The sequence below is a fragment of the Clostridium lapidicellarium genome, from assembly GCF_041224415.1.
Classification (GTDB): Bacteria; Bacillota; Clostridia; order Clostridiales; family Clostridiaceae; genus Clostridium_B; species Clostridium_B lapidicellarium.
Window position 1 is genome coordinate 67,779 of record NZ_JBGFFE010000012.1, and the last position, 24,780, is coordinate 92,558.

22 protein-coding genes are annotated in these 24,780 nt (G+C 35.5%); all 22 read left to right on the forward strand.

The window, feature by feature from the left end; all coding sequences use genetic code 11:
- The first annotated feature begins 9 nt into the window (after positions 1-9).
- The gene (locus AB8S09_RS09555; RefSeq protein WP_294182750.1) at positions 10-474 is read left to right on the forward strand and encodes a pyridoxamine 5'-phosphate oxidase family protein; all 465 of its coding nucleotides are present in this window, start codon (positions 10-12) and stop codon (positions 472-474) included.
- Positions 475-795: 321 nt separating this feature from the next.
- On the forward strand, positions 796-1,473 hold the full coding sequence (locus AB8S09_RS09560; RefSeq protein ID WP_294182753.1) for a response regulator transcription factor: 678 nt from the start codon (positions 796-798) through the stop codon (positions 1,471-1,473).
- 116 nt (positions 1,474-1,589) lie between these two features.
- Positions 1,590-2,495, forward strand: coding sequence for an ABC transporter ATP-binding protein (locus AB8S09_RS09565; RefSeq protein WP_294182756.1), 906 nt, complete (start codon positions 1,590-1,592; stop codon positions 2,493-2,495).
- Positions 2,495-3,232: an ABC transporter permease gene (locus tag AB8S09_RS09570; RefSeq protein WP_294182759.1), complete on the forward strand. Its 738-nt coding sequence runs from the start codon at positions 2,495-2,497 to the stop codon at positions 3,230-3,232. The genes AB8S09_RS09565 and AB8S09_RS09570 overlap by 1 nt, the downstream gene beginning before the upstream one ends.
- 29 nt (positions 3,233-3,261) lie before the next feature.
- Complete coding sequence (locus AB8S09_RS09575; RefSeq protein WP_294182761.1) at positions 3,262-3,945, forward strand: ABC transporter ATP-binding protein; 684 nt, start codon at positions 3,262-3,264, stop codon at positions 3,943-3,945.
- Between the two features lie 112 nt (positions 3,946-4,057).
- Positions 4,058-6,577, forward strand: coding sequence for an ABC transporter permease (locus AB8S09_RS09580; RefSeq protein ID WP_294182764.1), 2,520 nt, complete (start codon positions 4,058-4,060; stop codon positions 6,575-6,577).
- Positions 6,578-6,596: 19 nt separating this feature from the next.
- Positions 6,597-7,505, forward strand: coding sequence for a sensor histidine kinase (locus AB8S09_RS09585; protein WP_294182768.1), 909 nt, complete (start codon positions 6,597-6,599; stop codon positions 7,503-7,505).
- Positions 7,506-7,731: 226 nt separating this feature from the next.
- Positions 7,732-7,881, forward strand: coding sequence for a hypothetical protein (locus AB8S09_RS09590; RefSeq protein ID WP_294182770.1), 150 nt, complete (start codon positions 7,732-7,734; stop codon positions 7,879-7,881).
- Positions 7,882-7,929: 48 nt separating this feature from the next.
- Positions 7,930-8,613: a response regulator transcription factor gene (locus AB8S09_RS09595; RefSeq protein WP_367112691.1), complete on the forward strand. Its 684-nt coding sequence runs from the start codon at positions 7,930-7,932 to the stop codon at positions 8,611-8,613.
- 86 nt (positions 8,614-8,699) lie between these two features.
- A complete protein-coding gene (locus tag AB8S09_RS09600) occupies positions 8,700-9,626 on the forward strand; it encodes an ATP-binding cassette domain-containing protein (protein WP_294182776.1) in 927 nt (308 codons plus the stop codon).
- Entirely contained in the window at positions 9,610-10,350 is a 741-nt protein-coding gene (locus AB8S09_RS09605) for a hypothetical protein (protein WP_294182778.1), read from the forward strand. The genes AB8S09_RS09600 and AB8S09_RS09605 overlap by 17 nt, the downstream gene beginning before the upstream one ends.
- A 15-nt stretch (positions 10,351-10,365) precedes the next feature.
- Positions 10,366-11,268 (forward strand): sensor histidine kinase, encoded by a 903-nt coding sequence (locus AB8S09_RS09610; RefSeq protein WP_294182780.1) that lies wholly within the window; start codon positions 10,366-10,368, stop codon positions 11,266-11,268.
- A gap of 542 nt (positions 11,269-11,810) precedes the next feature.
- Positions 11,811-12,830: a Wadjet anti-phage system protein JetD domain-containing protein gene (locus tag AB8S09_RS09615; RefSeq protein WP_369869016.1), complete on the forward strand. Its 1,020-nt coding sequence runs from the start codon at positions 11,811-11,813 to the stop codon at positions 12,828-12,830.
- Complete coding sequence (locus AB8S09_RS09620; RefSeq protein WP_369869017.1) at positions 12,806-13,900, forward strand: replicative DNA helicase; 1,095 nt, start codon at positions 12,806-12,808, stop codon at positions 13,898-13,900. Before AB8S09_RS09615 ends, AB8S09_RS09620 begins: the two co-directional genes overlap by 25 nt.
- Positions 13,864-14,313, forward strand: coding sequence for a hypothetical protein (locus tag AB8S09_RS09625; RefSeq protein ID WP_369869018.1), 450 nt, complete (start codon positions 13,864-13,866; stop codon positions 14,311-14,313). The genes AB8S09_RS09620 and AB8S09_RS09625 overlap by 37 nt, the downstream gene beginning before the upstream one ends.
- A 4-nt stretch (positions 14,314-14,317) precedes the next feature.
- Positions 14,318-15,055, forward strand: a complete 738-nt coding sequence (locus tag AB8S09_RS09630) for a DUF6063 family protein (protein WP_294183904.1) — start codon at positions 14,318-14,320, stop codon at positions 15,053-15,055.
- Positions 15,055-19,443, forward strand: a complete 4,389-nt coding sequence (locus AB8S09_RS09635) for a coiled-coil domain-containing protein (RefSeq protein ID WP_369869019.1) — start codon at positions 15,055-15,057, stop codon at positions 19,441-19,443. The genes AB8S09_RS09630 and AB8S09_RS09635 overlap by 1 nt, the downstream gene beginning before the upstream one ends.
- Positions 19,444-19,614: 171 nt before the next feature.
- Positions 19,615-20,535 (forward strand): quinolinate synthase NadA, encoded by a 921-nt coding sequence (nadA, locus tag AB8S09_RS09640; protein WP_294183899.1) that lies wholly within the window; start codon positions 19,615-19,617, stop codon positions 20,533-20,535.
- An 18-nt stretch (positions 20,536-20,553) separates the two neighbouring features.
- The gene (gene nadB / locus AB8S09_RS09645; protein ID WP_369869020.1) at positions 20,554-22,119 is read left to right on the forward strand and encodes an L-aspartate oxidase; all 1,566 of its coding nucleotides are present in this window, start codon (positions 20,554-20,556) and stop codon (positions 22,117-22,119) included.
- Between the two features lie 6 nt (positions 22,120-22,125).
- Positions 22,126-22,956 carry a carboxylating nicotinate-nucleotide diphosphorylase gene (gene nadC, locus AB8S09_RS09650; RefSeq protein WP_369869021.1) on the forward strand — a complete coding sequence of 277 codons (831 nt, stop codon included), beginning with the start codon at positions 22,126-22,128 and terminating at the stop codon, positions 22,954-22,956.
- 138 nt (positions 22,957-23,094) lie between these two features.
- Positions 23,095-23,700: a molybdenum cofactor guanylyltransferase gene (mobA, locus tag AB8S09_RS09655; protein ID WP_294183895.1), complete on the forward strand. Its 606-nt coding sequence runs from the start codon at positions 23,095-23,097 to the stop codon at positions 23,698-23,700.
- A gap of 63 nt (positions 23,701-23,763) precedes the next feature.
- The coding region (locus AB8S09_RS09660; RefSeq protein ID WP_369869022.1) for an FprA family A-type flavoprotein at positions 23,764-24,780 on the forward strand (1,017 nt) is incomplete at its 3' end.

Below are 24,780 nucleotides of genomic sequence, written 5' to 3' on the forward strand. Positions count from 1 at the left end.
GGAATAATCATGTTTAGAGAAATGAGAAGAAAAGACAGAGAAATTGGGAATATTGAGGCTATAGAAATATTGAAAAATTGCCAGTATGGTATTTTATCTACAGCAAGTGAGGATGGATATGCTTATGGGGTACCGGTAAACTATGTTTATGCTAATGGTTCCATATATTTTCACAGTGCCAGTCAGGGACATAAATTGGATAATATAATAAATAATAATAAGGTTTCCTTTTGTGTAGTTGGACAAAGCTCTGTCCTGCCGGATAAGTTCACTACAAATTATGAAAGTGTAATTGTATTTGGAAGGGCAGTTGAAGTTTTGGGCAATGAAAAAAATGATGCCATGCTGGAGATGCTGAAAAAGTACTCGAAAGAATATATAAAAAAAGGCAGAGAATATTTGAAAAATGCAAATCCAAAAGTGAAAGTAATAAAAATAAATATTGAGCATATTTCAGGAAAAGCCAGGAGATAATTAATTTAAAACAGGTTTTATCAGATAGTGCCACTATACAAATAGCAGTAATTGAAAATAAGCTGAATAACAATATTTAGTATCCTTCTGACATAAATACATCACCTCTTTTTCATACGCAGACATCATTAATCATAATCCACCCATGAATAAAGAAAAGGCAGCCATATAAATTTTTCTTGTTGAATTTTAAATTATATTGAATTTGAAGTAATGAACCTAACAAAGTATAATCAATTTATTGAAATAGAAAAATTAAACGGAAGCATGGGAACAGGATATGCTGTTCGAATGAGATTAATTATAGAAGGGTAGAGAAGGATGAATAAAATATTGATTGTGGAGGATGATCCTAAAATTAATAAAATGGTACAAATTTTATTGAGAAAAAATAAATATTTGTCTGTACCTGCATTTTCTGGAACAGAAGCACTTCTGTTATTGGAAAAAGAGTCTTTTGATTTGATTTTACTGGACTTGATGCTGCCGGGATTAAGCGGGGAAAAGATTTTAACAAAGATTAACGAACAATTTCAAATTCCTGTTATATGCGTATCTGCAAAAGATGATTTGGATACTAAACTTGAATTGATTCGAGAGGGGGCAGATGATTATATAACAAAGCCCTTCAACAATGAAGAACTAATTGTGAGAGTAGGTGCGGTATTGAGAAGAACGAACAAAAGCACAGCGGCAGATAGAACCAATATATTCCAATTCAAGGATTTAGTTCTGGATAGTGAAAATCATATTGTAACTATTAAAGGAGAGCCTATTGAACTTACCGTAAAAGAATATAGCATTCTGGAATTGTTAATTAGCAATCCCAGGAAAGTGTTTACTAAGCAAAATATATTTGAAAGTGTCTGGTCTGAGAAGTGTATTGTGGATGAAAGAGTGGTTACCGTACATGTCAGCAATTTGCGCAATAAATTGAAACACGGAGAAGCATACATAAAAACAGTTTGGGGAATAGGGTATAAAATGCAGGACAGTTGATCTACAAACTTTGTACTTTCTTGATAAATTCTAAACTCTATTTTAATACCTTTTATTTATTATTTAAATATAGCTTTGAATAATATTTTAATTACGTAAAATAGGAGGTAAAATATATGGAGCTGGTATTACAGACTAGTGGTCTGACTAAAAAGTATGGAAAACAAATAGCTGTAAATAATGTTGACTTGAATATTGAAAAAGGGGATATTTATGGTTTAATAGGGAAAAACGGTGCAGGCAAGACAACAATTATGAAAATTGTCTGTGGGTTGGTTTATCAGGATCAGGGTGATATTCAGCTGTTTGAAAGCGGTGACTTACAGAAAAACAGGAAAAGAATAGGATGTGTTATTGAGCAGCCTGCGCTTTATCCTGACATGACAGCAGGAGAAAATTTGATTTATTATGATAAACTGATTGGTATTACGGACTATGACAATGTGGATGAGGTTCTGAGCCTGGTTGGTTTAAAAAATACAGGAAGAAAGAAAACTAAAGCCTTTTCTCTTGGTATGAAGCAGCGTTTATCCATTGCAATTTCCCTATTGGGCAATCCTGATTTCCTTATCTTGGACGAGCCTATTAATGGATTGGATCCTTCTGGCATCAGAGAGATTAGAGAATTACTGCTGAAATTAAATAGTGAAAATGAAATTACCATATTGATTTCATCTCACATTTTGGGAGAGCTTGCCAAGATTGCGACGAAATATGGGATCATAAATAAGGGGGTACTTGTTGATGAATTTCAAGCGGTGGAATTGGAAGAGCGCTGTAAAAAATGTCTTGCCATCGTTGTGGATGATTCTGAAAGAGCAGCCTATATTTTAAAAAATAACATGGGCAGTGCGGATTTCAAAGTATTTGATGAAGGGAAAATCTGTATTTATGACTGCATGAATATACCTGAACAAATCAATAGGGAATTGGTTGAGAATGGTGTTTTAGTATCAAAAATTTGCATGGAAGGAAATGATACAGAGGCATATTTCCTGAAGATGATGGGAGGCAATCAATAATGATGAATGTTGTTTCCAGTGAATTCTATAAAATATTTAAAAGCAGGGTCTTTTATGCCATATCAATTATATTGCTGGCAATGAATTGTATTTCCTTTGCAGCTTCTGTTTCTCTTAAGGTAAAAGGGAAGATGTCTGGAACGGGATTTTCCAATTATCAAGGATCCTATGGTGCGGATTTTATCTTCTATATCATCCCTATTTTTATAGCCTGCCTAATTACTGCTGAATATTCAAATGGCAGTATACGGCAAATGGCCTGTCATGGAATAGCAAGATGGAAATTGGTTCTTGGACAGTATATAGCCATGTCTTTTGTTATTACGATAATTCTATTGGGGTTTGGAATTTTAAATTTATTATCATGTACAATATTATCTGAATTAGGAGAAGTTGATACAGCTGCGTTTATTCGGATGAATATTGGGGTGATTTGCATGTTCTGGGGTACTGCAGGAATTGGCACTTTCTTATCTTATCTATTAAAAAGCGAAGGCATTACAATTATAGTTTCTGTCTTGCTGGTGGCAGGCAGCAATTTCATGGCAAATCTGCTTGCTTTATTAACCAGGAATGATGTTTTCACAAGATATTCTCTTACAAATATGCGTAAGACTATAATTGATTTCACTTCAAAACCAGAGGAGGTTATGAAGTGTTCAATTGTATTTTTGTTAATTGGAATAATTACAATTATGGGATCCAGTTTATTGTTCTCAAAAAGAGACTTGGATTAACTGACAAGAAAGAGAGAGGAGAGAATATTTTGAACATATTAAAAACAGAAAATCTTTCAAAAATCTATGGAATTGGTGATACAAAGGTTACTGCATTAGATAATCTAAATTTAAAAATAAGTAAAGGTCAATTTGTTTCAATAATTGGACCAAGTGGATCAGGTAAATCTACACTTCTTCATATATTAGGAGGTGTTGATCGTCCTACAAAAGGGAAAATATATATAGAAGGAACAGATATTTCGTCAATGAATGAAACTGAATCAGCTTTATTTCGACGAAGAAATATAGGATTAATTTATCAGTCTTATAATTTAATTCCTACACTTAATGTGGAAAAGAACATACTATTACCCATGCTGTTAGATGGTGTAAATCCTAAACAAGAGGACTTTGATAAAATTGTAGATATGCTTGGTTTAACACAAAGACTTAATCATTTGCCAAACCAACTTTCTGGTGGGCAGCAGCAAAGAGTTGCTATAGGACGAGCATTAATTCATAAACCGGCCATTATTTTGGCTGATGAACCTACTGGTAATCTCGATAGGAAAAATACCAAAACAACTCTTGACTTGCTGAAACTTTCAAACAAAGAATATAATCAAACAATTGTGATGATTACACACGATAAAGAAATTGCCTTATCAGATGATAGGATAATTAAAATTGTTGATGGAAAGATAGTGTCAGACGAGGTGAACAAGAAATGAACATTATGAATGAATACACATATCACCAAATAAAAAAAATAAAAGACATACTATTTCCATATTATTTGCTATAATAATTGCTTCTGCATTATTGTGTTCATTATGTATATTTATGTATTCTATATGGGATGCAAAGGTAACATCAACAGTTGAAAAAACAGGTTATTGGCATGGAGAATTATGGGACTCTATATCTGGTGATAAATTAAAATATATTACAAAAAATCCAGATATTGAAACTACGATGATTAAAGGAAATTGGGTCACTGCTGAACTTTCTAATTTCAAACGTCCATATCTATTGATGAGAGATGCAGATAAAAATTTCTGGAGTGACATGAATTTGAAAAATACTCTTATAAAAGGTCACCTTCCTAAAAGATCCGGCGAAATTGTTGTATCAAAATTATTCTTTACAGATAATCCCACACATAAAATTGGTGATAAGTTAACACTTCCCATAGGAAATCGTATGTTAAATAATAAAGTAATTAAAACTCAAGATTATAAACAGACAGGTGAAACTTTTAAGATAAAAGAAACTAAGACTTATACAATAGTTGGTGAATTAGACATTTCTGGAATTTCAGCTTATCCAGGATATATTGCCATGGGCTATTTAAATGTTTCAGACATTCGACCTAATGATGAGCTTACAGTTTATATACGTTTTAAGAATCCTAGTAAAATATATAAGACATTACCTAATATTACAAAATCTGTTGGATTAACCAAAGGCGAATATGGACAGTATGGAGTTATGTATAATACCCAGTTATTAACTTTATATGGAATTAGTGATAAAAGCAATACAAGTACTCAGCTTATTATAATTTTAGCTATAGTAGCAATCCTATTTTTACTAGTTATGGGTGCATTTGTTCTTATTATTTATAATGCATTCTCACTATCTGCTAACAATCGGATTAAAGAATTGAGTATTCTAAAAAGTCTAGGAGCAACTCCAAGACAAATCAAGTATTCTGTCCTTTATGAGGGATTTTTGCTATGGATTGTTCAATTACCAATTGGTTTAATTATAGGATATATATTTAGTTATATTGTCTTCTCTAAAGTTAATGGAATCCTCAGTATTACAGAAAATTATAATAATATACATGTTTCCTTCTCATGGATAGTAATTGCTTTTTTCATAATAATGTCATTAATTACCGTTTTACTATCAGCATATATTCCTGCAAGAAAAGTGTCAAAAGTATCAGCTATTTCTGGAATACGTCAGAATACCCAAATTATAAAAATCAAAAAGCTAAAACGTCATTCAATAATCAAGAAAATATTTGGTATAGAAGGTGAACTGGCAAGTTCTCAATTTTCAGCTAATAAAAAAAGTTTACGTACAGCTGTCCTATCTATTTCAATATGTTTTATCTTAATAGCAGGTTATATTAATATTATTTCGATATATAATTTAGCCGACTCCAAGAATGATAAAGAAGTCAGTCATGATATTACACTTAATTTAGACATTGTTGATGAACCAAGTGATAAAATGATTAATGAGATTATATCATTGCCCGAGATTAAAGATAGCGTAATTAGAAGACAGGTACGTACTTCAACCTATGTCACATCAAATCAAGAGTCAGCTATTTTTGCTAAGTCTGGTGGATTTGCTGGAATAGACTTCAATAAATACAATATATTAAAAGAAAATGGGAAGTATAGAATTATAGTAAATTTAGTAGGATTAAGCGATAAATCATTTAAAAAATATTGTAGAGATATTGGAACTGATGCTGACCAATATTATAAAAAAAGTAACTCAACAGGCATATTGTTAAATAGTTCATATAATAAACCCGCCAATTCAAAAGTTGTACAAAAAATACCCTTGTTAAATACAAAACAAGGAAGTAAAATGCTTTTATATGAAAAAGTAGACGATGATATGAAAACAAACAATAAATTTTATGTTAATATAGGTGACGTTACAGAAAAATCTCCCAGTGACCTAGATGGTAATAGATACAGCCTAGCATTTATTGTTCCTATGAAAAATTATAAACACATAATTAGTGACTTTTCATCAGATCGTAAGCTTGAGTCTAATATAATGTCAATTGATTTGTTAGTTGGAGATAAAGCAAGTCCAAACGTGAAAAAAAAATTAACACGAATCTGTAATTCTTACCTAGGATCACAAGATTTTAGAACATGGAGCTTGTTGGAAGAAAAGAATCATAAAGAACTTGTTCAGAGTGCTGTTGCATTTGCTGTTTTTGCTGTTGCATTAATGATTGGAATAATTGGTATTTTTAATGCATTTTCTACCATATCAAATAATATCAGACTGCGTAGGAAAGAGTTTGCCATGCTTCGGTCAGTAGGATTAACACCCAGAGGATTAAATAAAATGCTGATATTGGAAGGTCTGTTTTTTGCATTAAGACCAATTATTATTGGCATTCCAGTTGTACTTGCTATTTGTTGGTTCATGCTAAGATTAACGGCAATAACATGGAATGAGTTTATAGCTGTTTTTCAAGGTAAAGCAATTTCAATTTATATTATACTAATGTTTATAGCTATATTTTTGTCGTATTGGTTTTCTGCTAAATCTGTTAAACAAAGTAATATTATAGAAGCAATGAAAGACGAATTAGGGTAATTCATATAAAGGAGTCAATATGGAATATATCTGGGTAATCACAACTTTTTTATTGATATTTATGTTTATCATACTTGTTTTTTATCATCTGTATTACCGCATGAATATCAAGCACATTACGAGACAATTAAAGGAAATTATGAATATAGATACTAATCAGTTACTGACAGTAACAGCAAAACAAAGGGATATTACAGAGATGGTTAATCAGCTCAATAATTTAATTCGTGATGTAAGACTGTCCCGCATAGGAATTAAAAGGCTGAACAGGGATTTCAGACAGAGTATAATTAATATTTCACATGACTTGCGTACACCACTTACAACGGCCAGCGGGTACGTTCAAATGCTCCAGGCAGGTGCTGCAGATGAAGAACAGCAAGAGTATCTGGCAATAGTATTGGAACGGCAGAATATGGTCAGGACACTGCTGGAACAATTATTCGAATATGTACGTATTGAATCAGGGGAGATTAGTTATGAACATGTGCCTATGGATGCAAAAAAAGTTTTGATGGATACACTTGTCATGTATTATGATGATTTTTACAAGAAAGGGGAGGAACCAACTGTTCACTTTCCGGAAAAGCCCTGTGTAATACGGGGGGATGAACAGGGAGTGAAAAGAATATTTTCAAATATTTTATTTAATGCAATTGTATATGGAAAGGGAGAATATTGTTTTGAAATTCAGGAATCAAAGGGTAATTATATATTTACTTTTTCCAATCTTAGTGAACCCATGACAAGAGATGATTTAGATTGTATTTTTGAACGTTTTTACACAAAGGATAAATCCAGGAATAAAAAAACTACGGGACTAGGACTGACAATAGCCAGGAAAATTACCAGACAGTTGAATGGAACAATAGAAGCTTTTTATAGTAATGGCAAATTCTCAATATCTGCTTTATTTCCTAAAGTCTAATCAAGTGGTTCTTGCATTTGCCATGCTTCCAGTGTAAAAAGTTATTTACACTTTCATGTCAAATTGTCCAAATTCACAGCTATTTACAACTTGATTATCCACTGCCATTTAAAGGTATCCGTCAGGATTGTAGATGGCTGTTATAATAATGAAGTGATCTTTAATATATAATTTAGATTGAAATTGTAAGGCATTGGCATAGCTGAAAGCTGCAAATAAAATCATCTTGAGCTGGAAAAGAATAGGAAGAAATTTAAGATGTTTTTTAATTGTTGTACTGGCAATTATTGCAGCAGCAGTTATTTTGAGCATTTATGTATATAAAAGCCTGCATTATTGGGAAATACTTTTGTATGGTGTGATGCTTTTCAAATAGTACATAATTTTAAAAATCAAACAAAAATTAAAGAAAGTGTACAGAGAGGTGAAAAGTTTGAAACAAGTAAAAATAATGATTGTGGAAGACGATAATGATATCAATAAAATACTCGAACTGATTGTAAAGGATCAGGGATACAAAGCAACCTGCTGTTTTTCCGGTACGGAAGCCAGATTAAGACTTCAACGGCAGTTCTTTGATCTGATTTTACTGGATATCATGCTGCCTGGACTAACTGGAGAGGAATTGCTAGCGGAAATTAGAGAGCAGTCATCTGTTCCTATTATTGTTATTTCCGCAAAAAGTATGATTGAAGACAAGGTCAACCTGCTGAAGTTAGGTGCGGATGATTATATTGTCAAACCTTTTGCACGTGAAGAAGTTGCTGCACGAATTGAAGTACAGCTGCGTAAAAATTATTTACATCAGGCAGGAAAATGTTTGAACTGGAAGGAACTGGCTTTAGATGAAAGCCGGCATGTGGTAACGGTTGGAAAATCGGAATTGAATCTCACCAATGTTGAGTTCGATATCTTGAAAATAATGCTGAAGCATCCTAAACAGGTATTCTCCAAAGCCAAGTTGTATGAACTGCTGTGGAATGATGTTTACCGGGGAAATGACAACAGCATCAGTGTCCATGTATCCAATATCCGTAAAAAAATTGCCGCTGTTACCAGTGAAGAATATATTAAAACTATCTGGGGAATCGGCTTTTCACTGGTTTAGGTATCATCTTTATGATTTCTTTATAATTTGCTTAAGGGTTCTTAAAAAATAGCCTGTACACTGAGAAGCATAAAGGAGGAATTGAGATGAAAACACCAGTTCTGAAAGTAACTGATTTGGAGAAAAGGTATAAACACCAGGTTGCTCTGGAAAGTACTGACTTTGAACTGTACCAGGGAGAAATATGTGCTGTTATAGGAAAAAACGGTGCGGGAAAATCAACCCTGTTCAAACTGATTGCTGAAGAGATATTTCCTACAAAAGGTGAGATTGCACTATTTGGTGAACCCTATGGGAAATATAATTCCCGCAGACGAATGGGTGCCATGATTGAAACCAATGTATTTTTTGATAACTTTAATGCGGTACAGAATTTAGAGTACTATCGTCTGCAGCGGGGAATTCCTGAAAAATCCGCAATAGAAAAAGTGTTAGGTGCAGTAGGACTTGCAGAGTATCAGAGAAAGAAATTCTCTGAATATTCACTGGGGATGAAACAGCGCCTGTCACTGTCACTGGCTTTATTGTCCTCACCGGATTTTTTGCTTTTGGATGAACCTACCAATGGTTTGGATCCGGAAGGAATGGCTGAAATGCGTCAGCTTTTTCTCAATTTAAACCAGGAGCATCAAATTACAATTTTGATTTCAAGTCATATTTTATCACAGCTGCAGTCAATTGCAACACGCTTTGTCTTTCTCAACAAAGGCAAAATTATTCAGGATCTATCACGTAAAGAGCTATTGAAAATGAGTCAGCAGTTTATATTTCTTCGTGTCAATGATGCCAAGAAGGCCTGCTTTATACTTGAAAATCATTTTCCGGATGTAGACTATAAGGTTTTAGCCGGTCAGCAGCTGGAGATTTACAATCATATTGAAGACCGTCAAAAGATTAATCGTCTTTTAAATGAAGGCAATGTGGATATTTTGGAGATGACAGTTAAAATCAAGGATCTGGAAGAATATTTTCTGGAACTGTTGGGAGGTAATCATAATGCTGAATCTCATTAGAAGTGAAGTCTACCGATTGATGCGTTCAAAACTGTATTACGGTCTTGCTGCAGTTAGTGTTTTTCTAGTAATGGCTGCGGCAGGGGTACTGCAGTATTTCAGATTTAAGGAATCGACCTTTCGCTACGGTACAAGGATATTTTATTACAGCAATGTACTTGCTATGACTTCATTAATTATTATTCTCTGCCTGCTGGTTGTTTCAATATTGACACAAAAAATCCAGCCCAAAACCTGTGCGGCGGTTTCTTTCGGATACTCCCGCGGAGCTGTCTTTTGGTCAAAATTGATCACTTTATCTCTAGGAGTAGTCATTATGGCCGCTGTTATTTTGTCAGCCACCATTTTAAGCGGCAATGTAATTTTTGATTTGGTGAATAATTCAACTCTCAGTCAATTTTCAATTGCTTTAATCAATTTACTGCCTATTATTGCTTCAGCTTTTATTTTAGCCTATGTTTTGGGCATTAATGGTGTTCCAGAAATGTTAAATCTGCTTGTTTTATTGTTTATTTATGATATTTTAGGTAGTTTAATAGGCAGAATAAGTACATTAAAAACCATCTCCAAATGGACACCTTCTTCACTGCTTAATAATAATTTGGTCCACTATATGTCAGGCAGTGCTTATTTTGACGTAAAGTGCTGGATGCTGGGACTGATGATTATTTTTGTAAGCTTGATTATTGGGCTGACAATTTTCAAAAAGAAGGATTTATCCTAGAAAAAGGAGAGAGTTATGATTTATATTAGCTGTATACTGGCAGCTGCAGCTGTCCTCTGTCTTATAAAACGTTATTTTACCAGAATTAATATCCGTACATTGACCGAACAAGTTGAAAAATTAAATAAATTGATTTCCAAAACCAATCAGCAGGTTACTGTGGCTGCTCCTGATAAAGCCACAGAAAAACTGGCTGCTGAAATCAATCATCTAGTTGATTGCTATAAGGAATTACAACTGCAGAATATTAAAGAAAAACGGCAGCATAAGGAGGCTCTGGCTAATTTTTCCCACGACCTGCGCACGCCGCTGACTTCTGTCATGGGATATATCGATATAGTTTTGAATATGGACTTATCCGTAAAAGATAAAGAAAAATATCTAAATATTGTACAGCATAAGCTTAAGAGCTTGAACAATCTGGTGGATTCACTATATGATCTGTCCCTGATTGATGCACGGGAATATCCGGTACAGCTGAATCCGCACTCCCTATATCAGCTGCTGTGTGATAATCTGCTGTTGTTTCACCAGGACTTTGAAGATAAGGGCATATCATTGCAGCTGGATCTTGATGAAAAAGCTCCATTGGTGCTGCTTGATGAAAAGATCACCAGCAGAGTGTTCCTGAATCTATTTCAAAATGTCATACGCTACGCCGGATCATACTGCAGAGTTGAATTGAAAGTAACAGGAAAGCATGTTAATATCGGTATCGGCAATGATTCTGAAGCTTTGAGCGAGGAAGCTGTAGTGCAGCTTTTTAACCGTACATATAGAGCTGATGCTAGTCGATCCGGACACTCTTCCGGTCTGGGCCTGGCAATTGCAAAAGAGCTGATGGAATTACAATCAGGCAGCATAAATGCAGTTTACAAAGATAATATGTTGACGTTTATGCTGTCCTTTAAACGATAAATTTCTTTAATTTATAACACGGCAGTTTTTTGGATAAAACCCTTGCAAATTTATATTTGTATAAATTTTATATTCTATGGTATAGTATTATCCATAAGAGACTTTCCTTCTTTCTTTGTATATTTTGTTTTGCTTACTTAATATATTATCAAAGGAAAGTCTCTTTTTTCCATTTCTTATCTCAAATAACCCTACAGTAATTTTACACTAAGGTAAGTAAGACATAGTAAAAATTTATATAATGATTATTTATTGATCCACAACTTCATATTTTTGACCACTCAGGTATTGATTGAGTTTTATTCAATCTGCAGACACCATATTTTCCCTTTAACAATTTCAGTGTTAATATCTTTTTTGCCATTTTTCTTTGTCCCTCCAAATTTAGAATATTTATGGAATTAATTATAGCATAAATGGAAATTGCCCATAAGAAATGTTTTTGTCTCTGAACTTTTATTAGATAATGCTATAATAACTGTATTGGTTATTGCAAACAAATCGGGGAGCAACAGGTAATAATTGTACATAAAGGTGATAAGATGAAAGATGATATAATTTCCTATCTCAAATCCTACAAGAGAGCCACTATAACTCTGGGAGAATTGGAGAGCTTGGTGCCGGGAAATATGAAATATGACGAATTTGCCGGCTGTATAATGGAGCTGGTGAAAGATAATGTACTTGTGGAAAAAAAGCCGGAAATAAATAACGGAAAGGATATTCCACTTCCCTATAAATTCGGCATCAATAAATATGAATTGAAAAAAGACTACATTGATTTTCTGCAGAATTACAGTTTGAGCATAAGCAGTGAAATCGATTTGCAAAAATATTTTGCCGGCAGTTTTGAAGAATTGAAGAGGGACAAACCCTATATCGATAAGATTAATGAATATATATGCCAAGAAGGACTTCCAAAAGAATATGCAACTTCCCAGGAAAGATCCTTTTATCTCGTAGGGGACGAAAAGTGGATTGATGAAAAATCCGGCAGAAAACTTCTTGATAAGATTGGACTTTGGAATAAGTTGAAGATAATAAACAATTGTGATCCTCTTATGATGGCAGTGAATCCAAAGAAACTTTCACGGCCGCAGGCTAAATACCGACATTTGATTGTGGAAAATAAGGCCACTTTCATGGCGCTTTTGGATGTACTCTGTGATACTGATTTTACAACCCTCATATTTGGCTCTGGATGGAAAATAGTTTCCAATATAGGACTTTTGGAAGGACAGCTTGGTGTAACTGGAAAACACAAACTGTATTATTTTGGAGACCTGGATAATGAAGGCATATCCATATGGAATTCCTTGAATGGAAAGAGGCAAGCCTCTGTTGCAGTGAAATTTTATAGTGAACTCATCAAAAAGCCCAGCAGCATGGGAAAGGAAAATCAGCTTGAAAATCACAGTGCCCTTGACAACTTCTTGAAATTTTTCAGCAGGGATGAAAGCCGAAGGATTTTGGATATACTGCATTCGGGAAAGTATTTGCCCCAGGAAGCTTTGGGAAAAGAGGAACTTAAAAGTATATGGAGGGAAGATTGTTGGACATAGATATAAAAAGTATTACTGAAAACTATAGAGAGAGAATTCAGAGGCTTGCACTGTTTGATCCACTCTACAAACTGTCTAATAAAAATTCAAGAGATAGAAGTAATAAGCCTATTGACTACTTTAATTTGGGGTTTCTGGCTCTATTATTCTTTTTTGAAAATATGCTCATGAGAAATAAAAAGACGGGAATAAGGGAATTGGCTGAATTTTTTCAGAAGATTAATCAGGGAAGGCTGGATCTTGACTATGAGGATTTTGAGAAGATTGCCAGGAATATAATAGAAATTTTTAGACCGCCCAATGGGAAAAGAAATTCCAGAAAGTTTTACAATTGGGAAACGGGAAAAGAGGAAACCGTTCAGTATTCTATAATAAAGGCTGAAAGGGCGAATTTTGAAAAAAATACCCAATATTATACCCTTGATGAGCAGGGATTGGAACTTGTATTTGCTACAAAGGAGTATTTCAATGAATTTCAGCTCTCCATAAACCAGCTTGTTTTAAGAAAGCAGCTTGAGAAAGGAGAATTTGTAGGAGCACTCAGGCAGATTGATGAAATGAGTCTTGGTGTGAGAAACCTTCGTGATAGAATAATGAGAATCAAGCATGAGGTAAGCAGAAATATAATTTCAAATCAGATCTATGAGAGATATAAAAATATAATTGAAGATATCAATATAAGACTGCAGCGGGAAGATGAGGAATTCAGCGAACTGCAGTCTTTTGTAAAAGAGACCAAAGAGAAAATGGGAAACGAGATAGTCCATGAAAAAGATAGAAAAGCCTATGAGCTCATAATTAAAGTAGACAGGGAATTGGGACAGGTGAATTATGAGCACAGGCTGCTTTTGAAGGAAAGTATAATTTTAAAGACCAGGGCACTTGAATCAGCCCAGGAGGCACTGTATTATTCGGGAATAGATTCCTTTAATTTTGACCAGGAGATAACTGGCAGATTGTTTTCATCTCCACTGCCCCTGCATGCTTCCAGAATGCTCATAGAGCCCTTCATGTTTTTGAAAAGATATAAAGGATGGTCGCCCCTGGCGGTTTTTTTAGACAGAGGATAGAAAACAGGAGCAGTCTTAAAAAGTTTCAGGATTTTTTGTCCATATCCGATAAGAAAGAGGTAGAGGAGGATATTGAGATTCAGGCAAATAATTTCAGGGAGATAACCTCTATAGTATTGGGAGCTTTAGGAGATAGAAAGGATATAGATCTAAAACAAGTGGTAGTATATATGAAAAGAAGTGGATATGAAAATATACTTGACAGACGCTGCTTTTACGACTACTGGATCTTGCTTCATCAAAAATCTCCTGTGAATTTGGGAAATTATGAAAACAGCGGAAAGAGTCTGTTTGGAAAATCTTTTGGTTTATTTGCACAGAAGTCAGACTGCATTTGTGTAAAGGAAATAGGAGGAGTGCTGGAGGTTACAAAGAGATTTACCATAAAAGATATGAATTTAAGATTGGAGTGAAAACATGGTTTTTTACAGTAATGAACAGGTAATGCAGGCATTTAGGCTGTATTCAGTGCTAGCTATGCAGGGATATGGAGAAAAAGAGCAGCTTCATCTTTACATGTCCGATGACAGCATAAGGTCGCTGGTGGATCAGTTTGCAAAACAGGTTGACTGCAGCATATTTTTATCTGGAGATTATATATATCTAATACCTGTTTTAAAAGATTCAGTATTCCACGTTTCAAATGATTATATTAAAAAAACCTATCTTCCTGCAAAGGCAGTAAATGTGGATTTATACATGATGTACGTATCAATAATAGTTCTGTTTGGAGAATTTTATGACAGTTATCAGACAATAGAACCCACCAGAGATTTCATATCTTTAAATGACTGGCTTTCCAGTTTGAATGAGAGGATTTCGACGCTGAAGGAACAAGGGGATAAAAAGCTGAAAGAGCTCGACAGTAAATATGATTATAACTGGTCCTCTGTTGTAAAAAAGTGGACAGATATAGATGAAATAAGGGAAACTGCAAAAGTTCAGGATGCCAGGACTGCAAGTAGAAAGGGCTTTTTAAATACAGTAAAGCGTTTCCTGGAGTCCCAGAATCTTATAAAAGATATTGGAAATGAGGAACTGACACTTACGGAAAAGGCAAAGACCATAATTCAGAAGTACTATATGGAATATGACTACAACAGGGGCATACTTGATTTTATGTATAATATTGATAATAGAAAGGAAGAAAAATAATGCCGTCTATTTCTAAAATAAGATTTACGAATGTTATCTATGAAAATGGTGCCAAAAGGTTCAATGACGACATATTCCAGTTTGATGGACACAATGGAGCCCTTTTGATTCCAAACGGGGGAGGGAAGACCGTATTTGTGCAAACAGCTATTCAAGCTGTGCTGCCCCATGCGGAAGTTGCAAACAGGAAGATAAAAGACACTCTGATGCTTGAAAACACTTCTGCACATATAGCAATTGAGTGGATATTGAGTGAAAAGCCCAGAAGATATGGACTTACAGCTGTGACTCTGTTTATGAACAGGGGATCGGTGAGTTCCCTGAAGTATGTCTATGAATATGAAGAAAATGATGAAAATTCCATAGAGAAACTGCCATTTGTAAGACAGAGCAGCAGTGGAAATAAGAGATCTGCCGAAAAAGAGGAAATGAATGAATACTATTTGAATATGAGCCGAAATAAGATAAATGCCCATGAATTTTCAACCATAAAAGAATATCAGGAATATATAGAGAAAAATTTTAAAATAGTTCCTTGGGAATGGAGAAAAATTGCACTGATAAATAGTGCAGAAGGTGGAGTAGAGGAATTTTTCAATAACTGCAGAAGCACGGGACAGCTGGTGGACAATCTTTTGATACCAACTGTTGAAGAAGCTATAGCTGGTGATGGAACAAAGGATTTTGCTGAGACTTTTGAAAAGCAGATACAGCATTTTAAAAAATATAAGCAATTGAAGGCGAGGATAGAGGAAAGCAGGGTCATTGAGGCTGAAATAGACAGATATGTAGAAGTTTGCAGGGACTACCATAATGTAAATTTGAAATTAGGTGAGATGAAGAAGAGTGTGAAGGCTGTATACGACTTTGCAAAAAAAGAACAGATTGAAAATAAAAATAAAATCGATAAAAATGGTACCATGTTGGAAGATTTAAATAGGGAAGAAGACAGCTGGAAGCAGAAGAAGAGTTCCTACAATCTTCAAGTTTTGAAAATGAAGGTGGAAGAAGGCAGGAGAAATTTTGAAAAGATTTCTGACAGTTATAATGGAATGCTGAGTATAAGAAATAGAAGGCAGAAAACCTATGAAAGGATCCGATTTTTAAAATATAAAAGCCATATCAAGGTTCAAAATGGGAAAATAAAACTTTTACAAAGCCAGCTTGAGGAATTCAACAGGGATAGAAAAGCAGCTGATATCGTTGAAAAAATTCAGAATAATTCCTGCTGCCTTAGAGGATATTATGTAAAACAGGAGAAAAAACTGGGGTATGAAAGATCTTTAGCCGAAAATCATCTTAAAAATGCTGAAAATAAGATTAAACAGATTGAAAACAGGATTTCAAAAGTTCAGGGTAAAGGTAAAGAACTGATTGGAGAGAAAAGCGGGCTGGAAGCTAAAATTGAATATCTTGGGAAAGATATGAAATCCATTGAAAGAGAAATACTGAGCAATCCTGAACAGGAAAGTGTTGAAGAAGAGGCAGCTAAATGGCAGTACCGTATAGATGTCCTTGAAGACAATATTTTTAAGTGTAATAAAGAGATTAAATCTATTGAAGGGGAAAAAGAGGATCTGAGAGCGGATATTAAAATGAAGAGAGAGGAGCTGGAGGAACTCAAAAGAGAAGAAAGCAGGATTGAGAACTATATGGAAGTCCATGGGAAAAAGCATAATGCTTTGCTGAAAAGAGTTAAAGAATTCAGGGGAAACTGGTTCAGCTTTGATTCACTCTACTCAAAACAAGAGACTATACTGCAGCAACTTGAAAATAGAGCTGTAAGTTTCTCTGAAGAAAAGGAAAGGCTGATAATTAAAGAGAGAATAGCTCATAGATGGCTGGATGATTACAGTGACAGTGAGTATTATACTGCAGATCCTGTTATAGAAAAATGGGTTAGAGCATGGAGAAATGGATTCAATTATATAGAAAGCGGAACCCAGTATTTTCAAAGAGCTTTGAACGGCGGCGAAAATTTATATCCTTATTGGACTATATCCATAATAACTTCCAATGCAGAAATAGATAAGCTTAAGAAAAAGATAGCTGATAACTGCAGTCAGCTTTCCCATCCTGTTGTAGTGATGGATGAAAATGAAGCAAGATTCAAGATTGAAAACGAGTATGCAGCTGGAGAGGAAAATATATTTTTCCCGCCCAGCTGGGGGGAAAATATTTCCCAAGAAAATTTTGAAAACTGGAAGAGAAGAATTGCGGCAAAGGCCGATGAATCCACTAAAATTCGAATTGAAAAAGAAAATGAAGTTAAAATATGCGGTGGGCTGCTCGTGGATGTGAAAAAGTTTTATGAAGTATACCCCTATGAACGGTATATGGATATACAAAGAGATCAAAAGAGTGTCAAATACAATATATCTGTGACGGCAGGAAATATATCCTCTGATGAGAAAAGAATTGACGATATCGATGAGAAGGTAAAGGAACTCAACGGCAGTATACTGGATTTAAGCGGTGAACAGAATGTATTGGAAAATAAAATAATAAAGTCGAAGAAGTATATAAGTAATAGAGAGAAGAAGCAAAAATATGAAGAGGATGCGGCTGAAATAGAAGAAGATATTCTGGAAAATGACAGGGAATTTTCAAAGCTCAATGGGGATAAGACCATATCTTCAAAATTACAGGAGGATCTGGAAGGTAATTTTAATGAGATCTGCAGTGTTCTTAAAAATTTGGAAGGTGAAAAACTTTATGCAGAGGTGCTTGAATCTGATCCTAAATATACTTCGGTGAGTGTAGAAGTGCTGGAAGATGAGAGAAATGCCCTGAAAGATATGCTTGCCAAAAAGCAAAAGGGAAGAGATTTGCTTGAACAGGAAATGAAAAATGCAGTTGAATTGAAAAATTCTCTAGAGTCCGACTTTGAAGTGTTTAAAAACGAACTGGAATTTCCCATAGATGAAAAAGAAGAGCCCATTTACCATGGGGATGAAGATATAAATAAACTTTCAGTTGAAATAAGAAACATGAGATCACCTCTGAAGGATTTGAAGAAAAAATATGATAGAGCTGAACTTATATTCCAAAATAGCAAAAATGAGTATGAAATCAGGGAAAGGGACTTTAAAAGTGAATATGAGAATGTGATATCTTTCCACATTCCACTGGAGAGAGTGCCTGAGGTTTTATCCAGAGAAGGAGAAAATATAAATAGAAGAAAAGATTATCTCACAGCAGAGCAGGAGTCCCTTGAAAAACAGAAAATAAGTATAGAAAGTGCTCTGCAGGAAATCAAAGTTATAAATGCAAAATATCCATCTTCTGCAGAGGAAACAGGAGAAACGACTATTTCTGAAGATATGAAGGAAAGATTTCCCTATAAGAGGATGGAAGTTCTGAAAGAAATGGAGAAAAATCTAAATGAAATCACCGGGAATCTGGATAAAAAAGCCAGCAGGGTAAGGATGCAAAAGGAGAATTTTATTGAGTTCTGCCAAAATGACATATTGGATGTAAAACTTAAGGAGATGTCTGTGACAGGCATAGAATACAACAGGAATTTTGAAGATATTTTAGGATGGCAGAATAAAATGAGTGAAAGGATTATGCGCATAGTTGAAATCACAGAAAATGACATGAGAGATCATGATAGAGAAATTCAGCAGTTTATAAATCAGCTGCATTCCTATCTGAAGACAATAGCAGATGAACTCAGGCAGCTTCCCAGAAGTACCAGAATAAAAATTGATGGAAAGTGGAAAGAGGTATTTTTATTTACAGTACCTGAATGGAATGAAAAAGAAGGCAGGGAAAGACTGGCTGAATATATTGACTGGATGCTGAATCAGCTTCAGGGGGACCGGTTTAAGGATGAAAATGGCAAGGAAGATGTGGAAAAAGTCAGGAAGTCCATTGAAAAATGGCTTCAGTCAAAACAGCTGCTGCAGTATGTGATGAAGCAGAATACCATAAAGGTAAAATGCAGGAAAGTGACCAATGATGGGAAGATGAGCAGTCTGCCTTTTTCATGGGAAACATCAAATCAGTGGTCCGGCGGAGAAAAGTGGAGCAAGAACATGACTTTGTTTTTGGGTATACTGAATTATCTGGTAGAGAAAAGAATCAGGGTGACCTCAGATTGTAAAAGGAACAGGGTAGTTATAATGGATAATCCTTTTGGCAAGGCATCCAGTGAACATGTATTGGATCCGGTATTTTTTATTGCAGAACAGCTTGGATTTCAAATAATAGCTCTTACAGCACATTCGGAAGGAAAATTCATAAGAACCTATTTTCCAATTGTATACAGCTGTAAGCTAAGAGAAGCCAGTGACGGTGTAAATCAGATTATGACGAAGGAAATGGAAATGAAAGAGGCATTTTTCAGGGACAATGATCCCCAGAGTCTTACTAGGCTTACTTAGCTGGCAGATATTTATATCAGATTTAATTTATAACACGGCAGTTTTTTGGATAAAATAAAAAAATAGAAAATTGACAAAACAACACTTCTGTTTTATTATTGTTAAAAAAATAAAAATAGTATATACTGATGTATATACACTAGTTATAAATATTATTTTAGGAGTATGGATATGGATAAAGTGTTTTTGATAAACGAAATAAAAAGGCTGAAGATAGAGAGAAATGCCTGTATACTTGCACACAATTATCAGATACCTGATGTTCAGGACATAGCGGATATTGTGGGCGATTCTTTTGCCTTAAGCAGGGCAGCGGCAAAAATGGATAAAGAAATCATAGTTTTTTGCGGAGTTAGATTTATGGCCGAAAGTGCCAAGATACTGTCTCCGGATAAAAAAGTGCTGCTCCCCGCCAGATATGCAGGGTGTCCCCTGGCAGATTCTATAACTGCAGCTCAGCTTAAGATGATGAAGAACAAACATCCTGATGCAGCTGTTGTGTGTTATGTAAATTCTTCTGCAGAAGTTAAAGCTATGAGTGATATATGTTGTACTTCTTCTAATGCAGTCAGTATTGTAAAGAGCATAAAGTCCGATGAGGTGCTGTTTGTGCCCGATGAAAATCTTGCCAGTTATGTAGCTGAAAATGTTCCCGATAAGCATATAATACCCTGGTTGGGACACTGCATAACCCATGCCAGAATAACAGTTCAGGATCTTGTCAAAGCAGCCGGGGAGCACCCCGACGCAGAAATATTGGTACATCCTGAAGTTTCCGAGGAAATAAGGGAAAGTGCTGATTTTGTTGGAAGTACCTCGCAAATAATAGAACATGCTGGGAAGTCTCCCAAGAGAGAATTTATAATTGGTACTGAAATGGGAGTACTCCATAAAATGAAAAGGGATAATCCTGATAAGAAATTTTATCTGCTCAGCCCTAGACTTGTATGTGAAAATATGAAGATGACTTCTCTTGAAAGTGTCTATAATTCTCTTTTGAACATGCAATATGAGATATCAGTACCGGAAGACATCAGAAAAAAAGCCGAGAGCTCGCTGGAAAAAATGCTGTGTATTGGATCAAAATCATAAAATGGGTTGGTGATATAAATGAAAAGATATTTAATAGATTTTAACAGTAATTTATGCAAACATAAATATTTTGACGTCATTATAATAGGTGCGGGAATAGCCGGGCTGTATACCGCTCTTATGCTTCCCCAAAAACTGAAGATAGCAGTACTCAGCAAAAAGGAGATAGACGATTCGGATTCCTATATGGCCCAGGGAGGTATTGCTGCCAGTATAGATGGTGACGACAGGGAACTTCATGTAAAAGATACGGTAAATGCAGGTTGTTATGTAAATGATAAGGAAGCAGTAGAGGTACTTGTAAATGAATCCGAACAGGCCATAGAAAATTTAATCAAACTTGGTGTCAATTTTGACAGGGATTCCAATGGCAATTTTTACAGATCCTTTGAAGGGAACCATTCCATTGCCAGGATACTTCATGTAAACGGTGATTCCACAGGAAAAGGTGTAATGGAAGTGCTTATAAAACAGGCAGAACGTGCCGGCAACATAGATATAATATCAGGTATATTTGCCGTGGACATTGTGGAAAATGAAGGAAAATACTGCGGCATAACGGCACTTCACAGGGGAGAACCGGTGTATTTGGGTTCCCGTTGTTGTGTAATGGCGTCAGGAGGAATAGGGCAGCTTTTTTCGAAGACTACAAATGTGGATGTGTTGACCGGGGACGGAATTGCCATGGCCATAAGGGCAGGTATAGGACTCAAGGATATGGAATATGTGCAATTTCACCCTACTGCCTTTTATTCAAAAAATAAAGATACGGAAGGAAGGCTGTTTTTGATATCCGAGGCCGTGAGAGGCGAGGGTGCAGTGCTTAAAAACATAAACGGGAAAAGGTTTATGAAAGAGTATGACAGCAGAATGGAACTTGCACCCAGGGATATTGTCGCCAGGGCCATATTTGATCAGATGAAAAAGACGTCATCCAAATATGTATATCTGGATGCCACCATGTATGATGAAAAATTTCTCAGAAACAGATTTAAACAGATTTACAGGGAATGTGAAGACAATTCCATAGAAATGTATAAGGACTATATACCGGTAACTCCGGCAGAACACTATTTTATGGGTGGAATCAAGGTGGATCTGTTTAGCAGAACGTGCATGGACGGACTCTATGCTGTTGGAGAATGTGCCTGTACCGGAGTGCATGGTGCCAACAGGCTGGCGAGCAATTCACTCTTAGAGGCACTTGTATTTGGAAATAGGGCTGCACAGGATATATCGGAAAAAATCTCCGCGGTGAAAAAATACGGTCTGCCTGAAGTCAAAACTGGAATCAATTTAAAAGATGGAGGACAGAAATTGGATTTTGGCGAACTTGAAAAATCTTTGAAAGACCTTATGGAGAAGCATGCCGGAATAATAAGGAATATAGAAGATCTCAAAGGAATATTGAAGGTTATTGAAGACGCTCTTTTAAAAATGGAAGCTTTGGATTTAAAAACTGTTGAATTTATAGAAGCCTATAATATGTATCAAGTGGCCGGAAATATTGTGATTTCAATATTGAATTCCAAGTCTTCTATAGGGAGCAATTATGTTGAAGATTATTCTAAGGCCGCGAGGTGATTTTATTTGAACTGGTTGATGGTTGATAAATTGATTGAAAGGGCACTTTTGGAAGATATAGATTATGGGGATGTGACTACTGACAATTTGATTTCGGAAAGTCAGATTTCAAAGGGAAAATTTATTTTCAAGGAACCGGGCACTGCAGCGGGAATTGGTATAGCAAAGAGAGTATTTGAGTTTCTGGACAAAAGTATAGTATTTGATGCAAGAATAAAAGATGGATGTAAAGTTGAAAAGGGCTGTACTGCTGCGGAGATAAAAGGCAATTCCAGGGCCATACTAAAGGGTGAGAGAGCTGCACTCAATATAATGCAGAGAATGTCCGGAATTGCAACTAAAACCAGAAATATCGTAGATCTTGTAAAAGACTATGATGTCAAGATAGTGGATACGAGAAAGACACTTCCAGGTTTCAGAATGCTGGACAAATATTCGGTCAGAGTGGGCGGTGGATATAATCACAGGATGAATCTTTCGGATTACGTGATGATAAAGGACAATCATATAAAGGCAGTCGGATCCATAACAAAAGCTGTGGAAAAAATAAAGAAGAGCCTCCCTTTTACTGTAAAGGTGGAAGTGGAGGTGGAAAATCTGCAGCAGCTCAAAGAGGCAGTTACTACAGATACCGACGTGATAATGCTTGACAATATGAGTGTGGATGAAATGAAGCGTGCTGTGAAATTTGTAAATGGAAAGTTCATTCTGGAAGCTTCAGGGAATGTTACTGAGGAAAATGTAAAAGACATCGCTTCTACGGGAGTTGATATAATATCTGTAGGTGCTCTTACTCATTCAGTAAAAGCCATGGATATAAGTTTAAAATTTGTATGAAAAGTTCAAAGGGCCTATATCAAATTTTATAAAGGATATGGGTCTTTTTTTAATATTTAAAGTTAAAAAAGAAGGAATCATGATACCATATGTATAATTAATAAAGTATTATTGATCCTAATAAGGGAAGAGGAGATTATGAAAAAATTTGGAACTGCGGTGATTCTGGCAGGTGGAAAGAGTTCGCGGATGGGATTTGACAAACAATTTATGAAAATAAAAGGGAAGAGATTGCTGAAAATTATGGTGGATAAACTGAGGAGAGAATTTGTGGATATTATCATAGTTACGAACAAACCGGAACAGTATGAGGGCAGTTCATGCAGAATATTTTGTGACGAGATAAAGCAGAGGGGACCCTTGAGCGGAATCCATGCAGGACTTAAGGAAAGTATCAGCAGATATGCATATTTTACAGCTTGTGATATGCCAAACATAAACATTGGGTATATAAGATATATGGAAGAAAAAATAAGAAACTTAAAAGTAGATGCATGTGTAACCAGGTTGGGGGACAGGCTGGAACATTTTAATGCTTTTTATTCCAGAAATGTGATAGATGACATAGAAGAACTTCTCTCGAAAGATTGCAGGTCTGTATCATCTTTGACCCGCAGAGTTAACACATTTTATGTAGAAGAGAAGGAAGCGAGAAGATACAGTCCCGGCTGGGATATGTTCATGAATGTGAATACCAGGGAAGATCTGGACAGATATATTGATTCCTTGATTAAATTTACGTGAAATTTATAATATAGTATACTAAAACTGTACATCGGATAAGCAAATATAAGGAGGATTGAATACATGTATTGTGTTAGAAAAGTAGTTGAAGATGTTTATTGGATTGGTGGAAGCGACAATCGTCTTACTTTGTTTGAAAATATTCATCCGCTTCCAAGGGGAATTTCATATAACTCTTATGTACTTTTAGATGATAAAACTGTGCTATTTGATACGGTGGACTGGGCAGTTTGCCACCAGTTTCTCGAAAATTTAAAGGCAGTTCTCAAAGGCAGAACTTTGGATTATATGGTACTCAACCATGTTGAACCGGACCATGCGGCTTGTATTAAAGAAATTATTCTCCGCTATCCGGAGGTGAGGATCCTGTGCACTAAAAAAGCTGCTGTATTTTTGAAGCAGTTTGGTTTTGATATAAATGAAAAGATAGAAGTGGTTAAAGAAGGTGATACAAAGTCGTTTGGAAAACATAAAGTGATGTTTGTAACTGCACCTATGGTACATTGGCCGGAAGTCATGGTTACCTATGACACTACAAATAACGTGCTGTTTTCTGCAGATGCTTTTGGCACTTTTGGTGCATTGGGCGGAAGACTCTTTAACGATGAAGTGGACTTTGNTGACACTACAAATAACGTGCTGTTTTCTGCAGATGCTTTTGGCACTTTTGGTGCATTGGGCGGAAGACTCTTTAACGATGAAGTGGACTTTGACAGGAACTGGCTTGATGATTCAAGGAGATACTATGCAAATATTATAGGAAAATATGGTTTTAACGTTCAATTGCTTTTGAAGAAGCTCGATAAATTGAATGTCAAGGTTATTTGTCCGCTGCATGGGCCGGTTTGGCGCAGCAACCTGGAATATTATTTTGAAAAATATGATAGGTGGAGCCGTTATGAACCGGAGAAAAAAGGTGTCATGATAGTTTATGCTTCAATGTACGGCGATACGGAGTCTGCCGCCCACAATCTGGCTATAAGACTGGTGGAAGGTGGGATGAAAAATGTGTTTATGTATGATGTTTCAAAAACCCACGTGTCCTATTTGATTTCTGAGACATTCAAATACAGCCACATA

Bases quoted from the DNA above. Each gene is read 5' to 3' on its own strand.
- AB8S09_RS09555 (WP_294182750.1), top strand. From the start codon at position 10: ATGTTTAGAGAAATGAGAAGAAAAGACAGAGAAATTGGGAATATTGAG.
- AB8S09_RS09560 (WP_294182753.1), top strand. From the start codon at position 796: ATGAATAAAATATTGATTGTGGAGGATGATCCTAAAATTAATAAAATG.
- AB8S09_RS09565 (WP_294182756.1), top strand. From the start codon at position 1,590: ATGGAGCTGGTATTACAGACTAGTGGTCTGACTAAAAAGTATGGAAAA.
- AB8S09_RS09570 (WP_294182759.1), top strand. From the start codon at position 2,495: ATGATGAATGTTGTTTCCAGTGAATTCTATAAAATATTTAAAAGCAGG.
- AB8S09_RS09580 (WP_294182764.1), top strand. From the start codon at position 4,058: ATGTATTCTATATGGGATGCAAAGGTAACATCAACAGTTGAAAAAACA.
- AB8S09_RS09585 (WP_294182768.1), top strand. From the start codon at position 6,597: ATGGAATATATCTGGGTAATCACAACTTTTTTATTGATATTTATGTTT.
- AB8S09_RS09600 (WP_294182776.1), top strand. From the start codon at position 8,700: ATGAAAACACCAGTTCTGAAAGTAACTGATTTGGAGAAAAGGTATAAA.
- AB8S09_RS09605 (WP_294182778.1), top strand. From the start codon at position 9,610: ATGCTGAATCTCATTAGAAGTGAAGTCTACCGATTGATGCGTTCAAAA.
- AB8S09_RS09610 (WP_294182780.1), top strand. From the start codon at position 10,366: ATGATTTATATTAGCTGTATACTGGCAGCTGCAGCTGTCCTCTGTCTT.
- AB8S09_RS09615 (WP_369869016.1), top strand. From the start codon at position 11,811: ATGAAAGATGATATAATTTCCTATCTCAAATCCTACAAGAGAGCCACT.
- AB8S09_RS09620 (WP_369869017.1), top strand. From the start codon at position 12,806: ATGGAGGGAAGATTGTTGGACATAGATATAAAAAGTATTACTGAAAAC.
- AB8S09_RS09625 (WP_369869018.1), top strand. From the start codon at position 13,864: ATGGTCGCCCCTGGCGGTTTTTTTAGACAGAGGATAGAAAACAGGAGC.
- AB8S09_RS09630 (WP_294183904.1), top strand. From the start codon at position 14,318: ATGGTTTTTTACAGTAATGAACAGGTAATGCAGGCATTTAGGCTGTAT.
- AB8S09_RS09635 (WP_369869019.1), top strand. From the start codon at position 15,055: ATGCCGTCTATTTCTAAAATAAGATTTACGAATGTTATCTATGAAAAT.
- nadA (WP_294183899.1), top strand. From the start codon at position 19,615: ATGGATAAAGTGTTTTTGATAAACGAAATAAAAAGGCTGAAGATAGAG.
- nadB (WP_369869020.1), top strand. From the start codon at position 20,554: ATGAAAAGATATTTAATAGATTTTAACAGTAATTTATGCAAACATAAA.
- mobA (WP_294183895.1), top strand. From the start codon at position 23,095: ATGAAAAAATTTGGAACTGCGGTGATTCTGGCAGGTGGAAAGAGTTCG.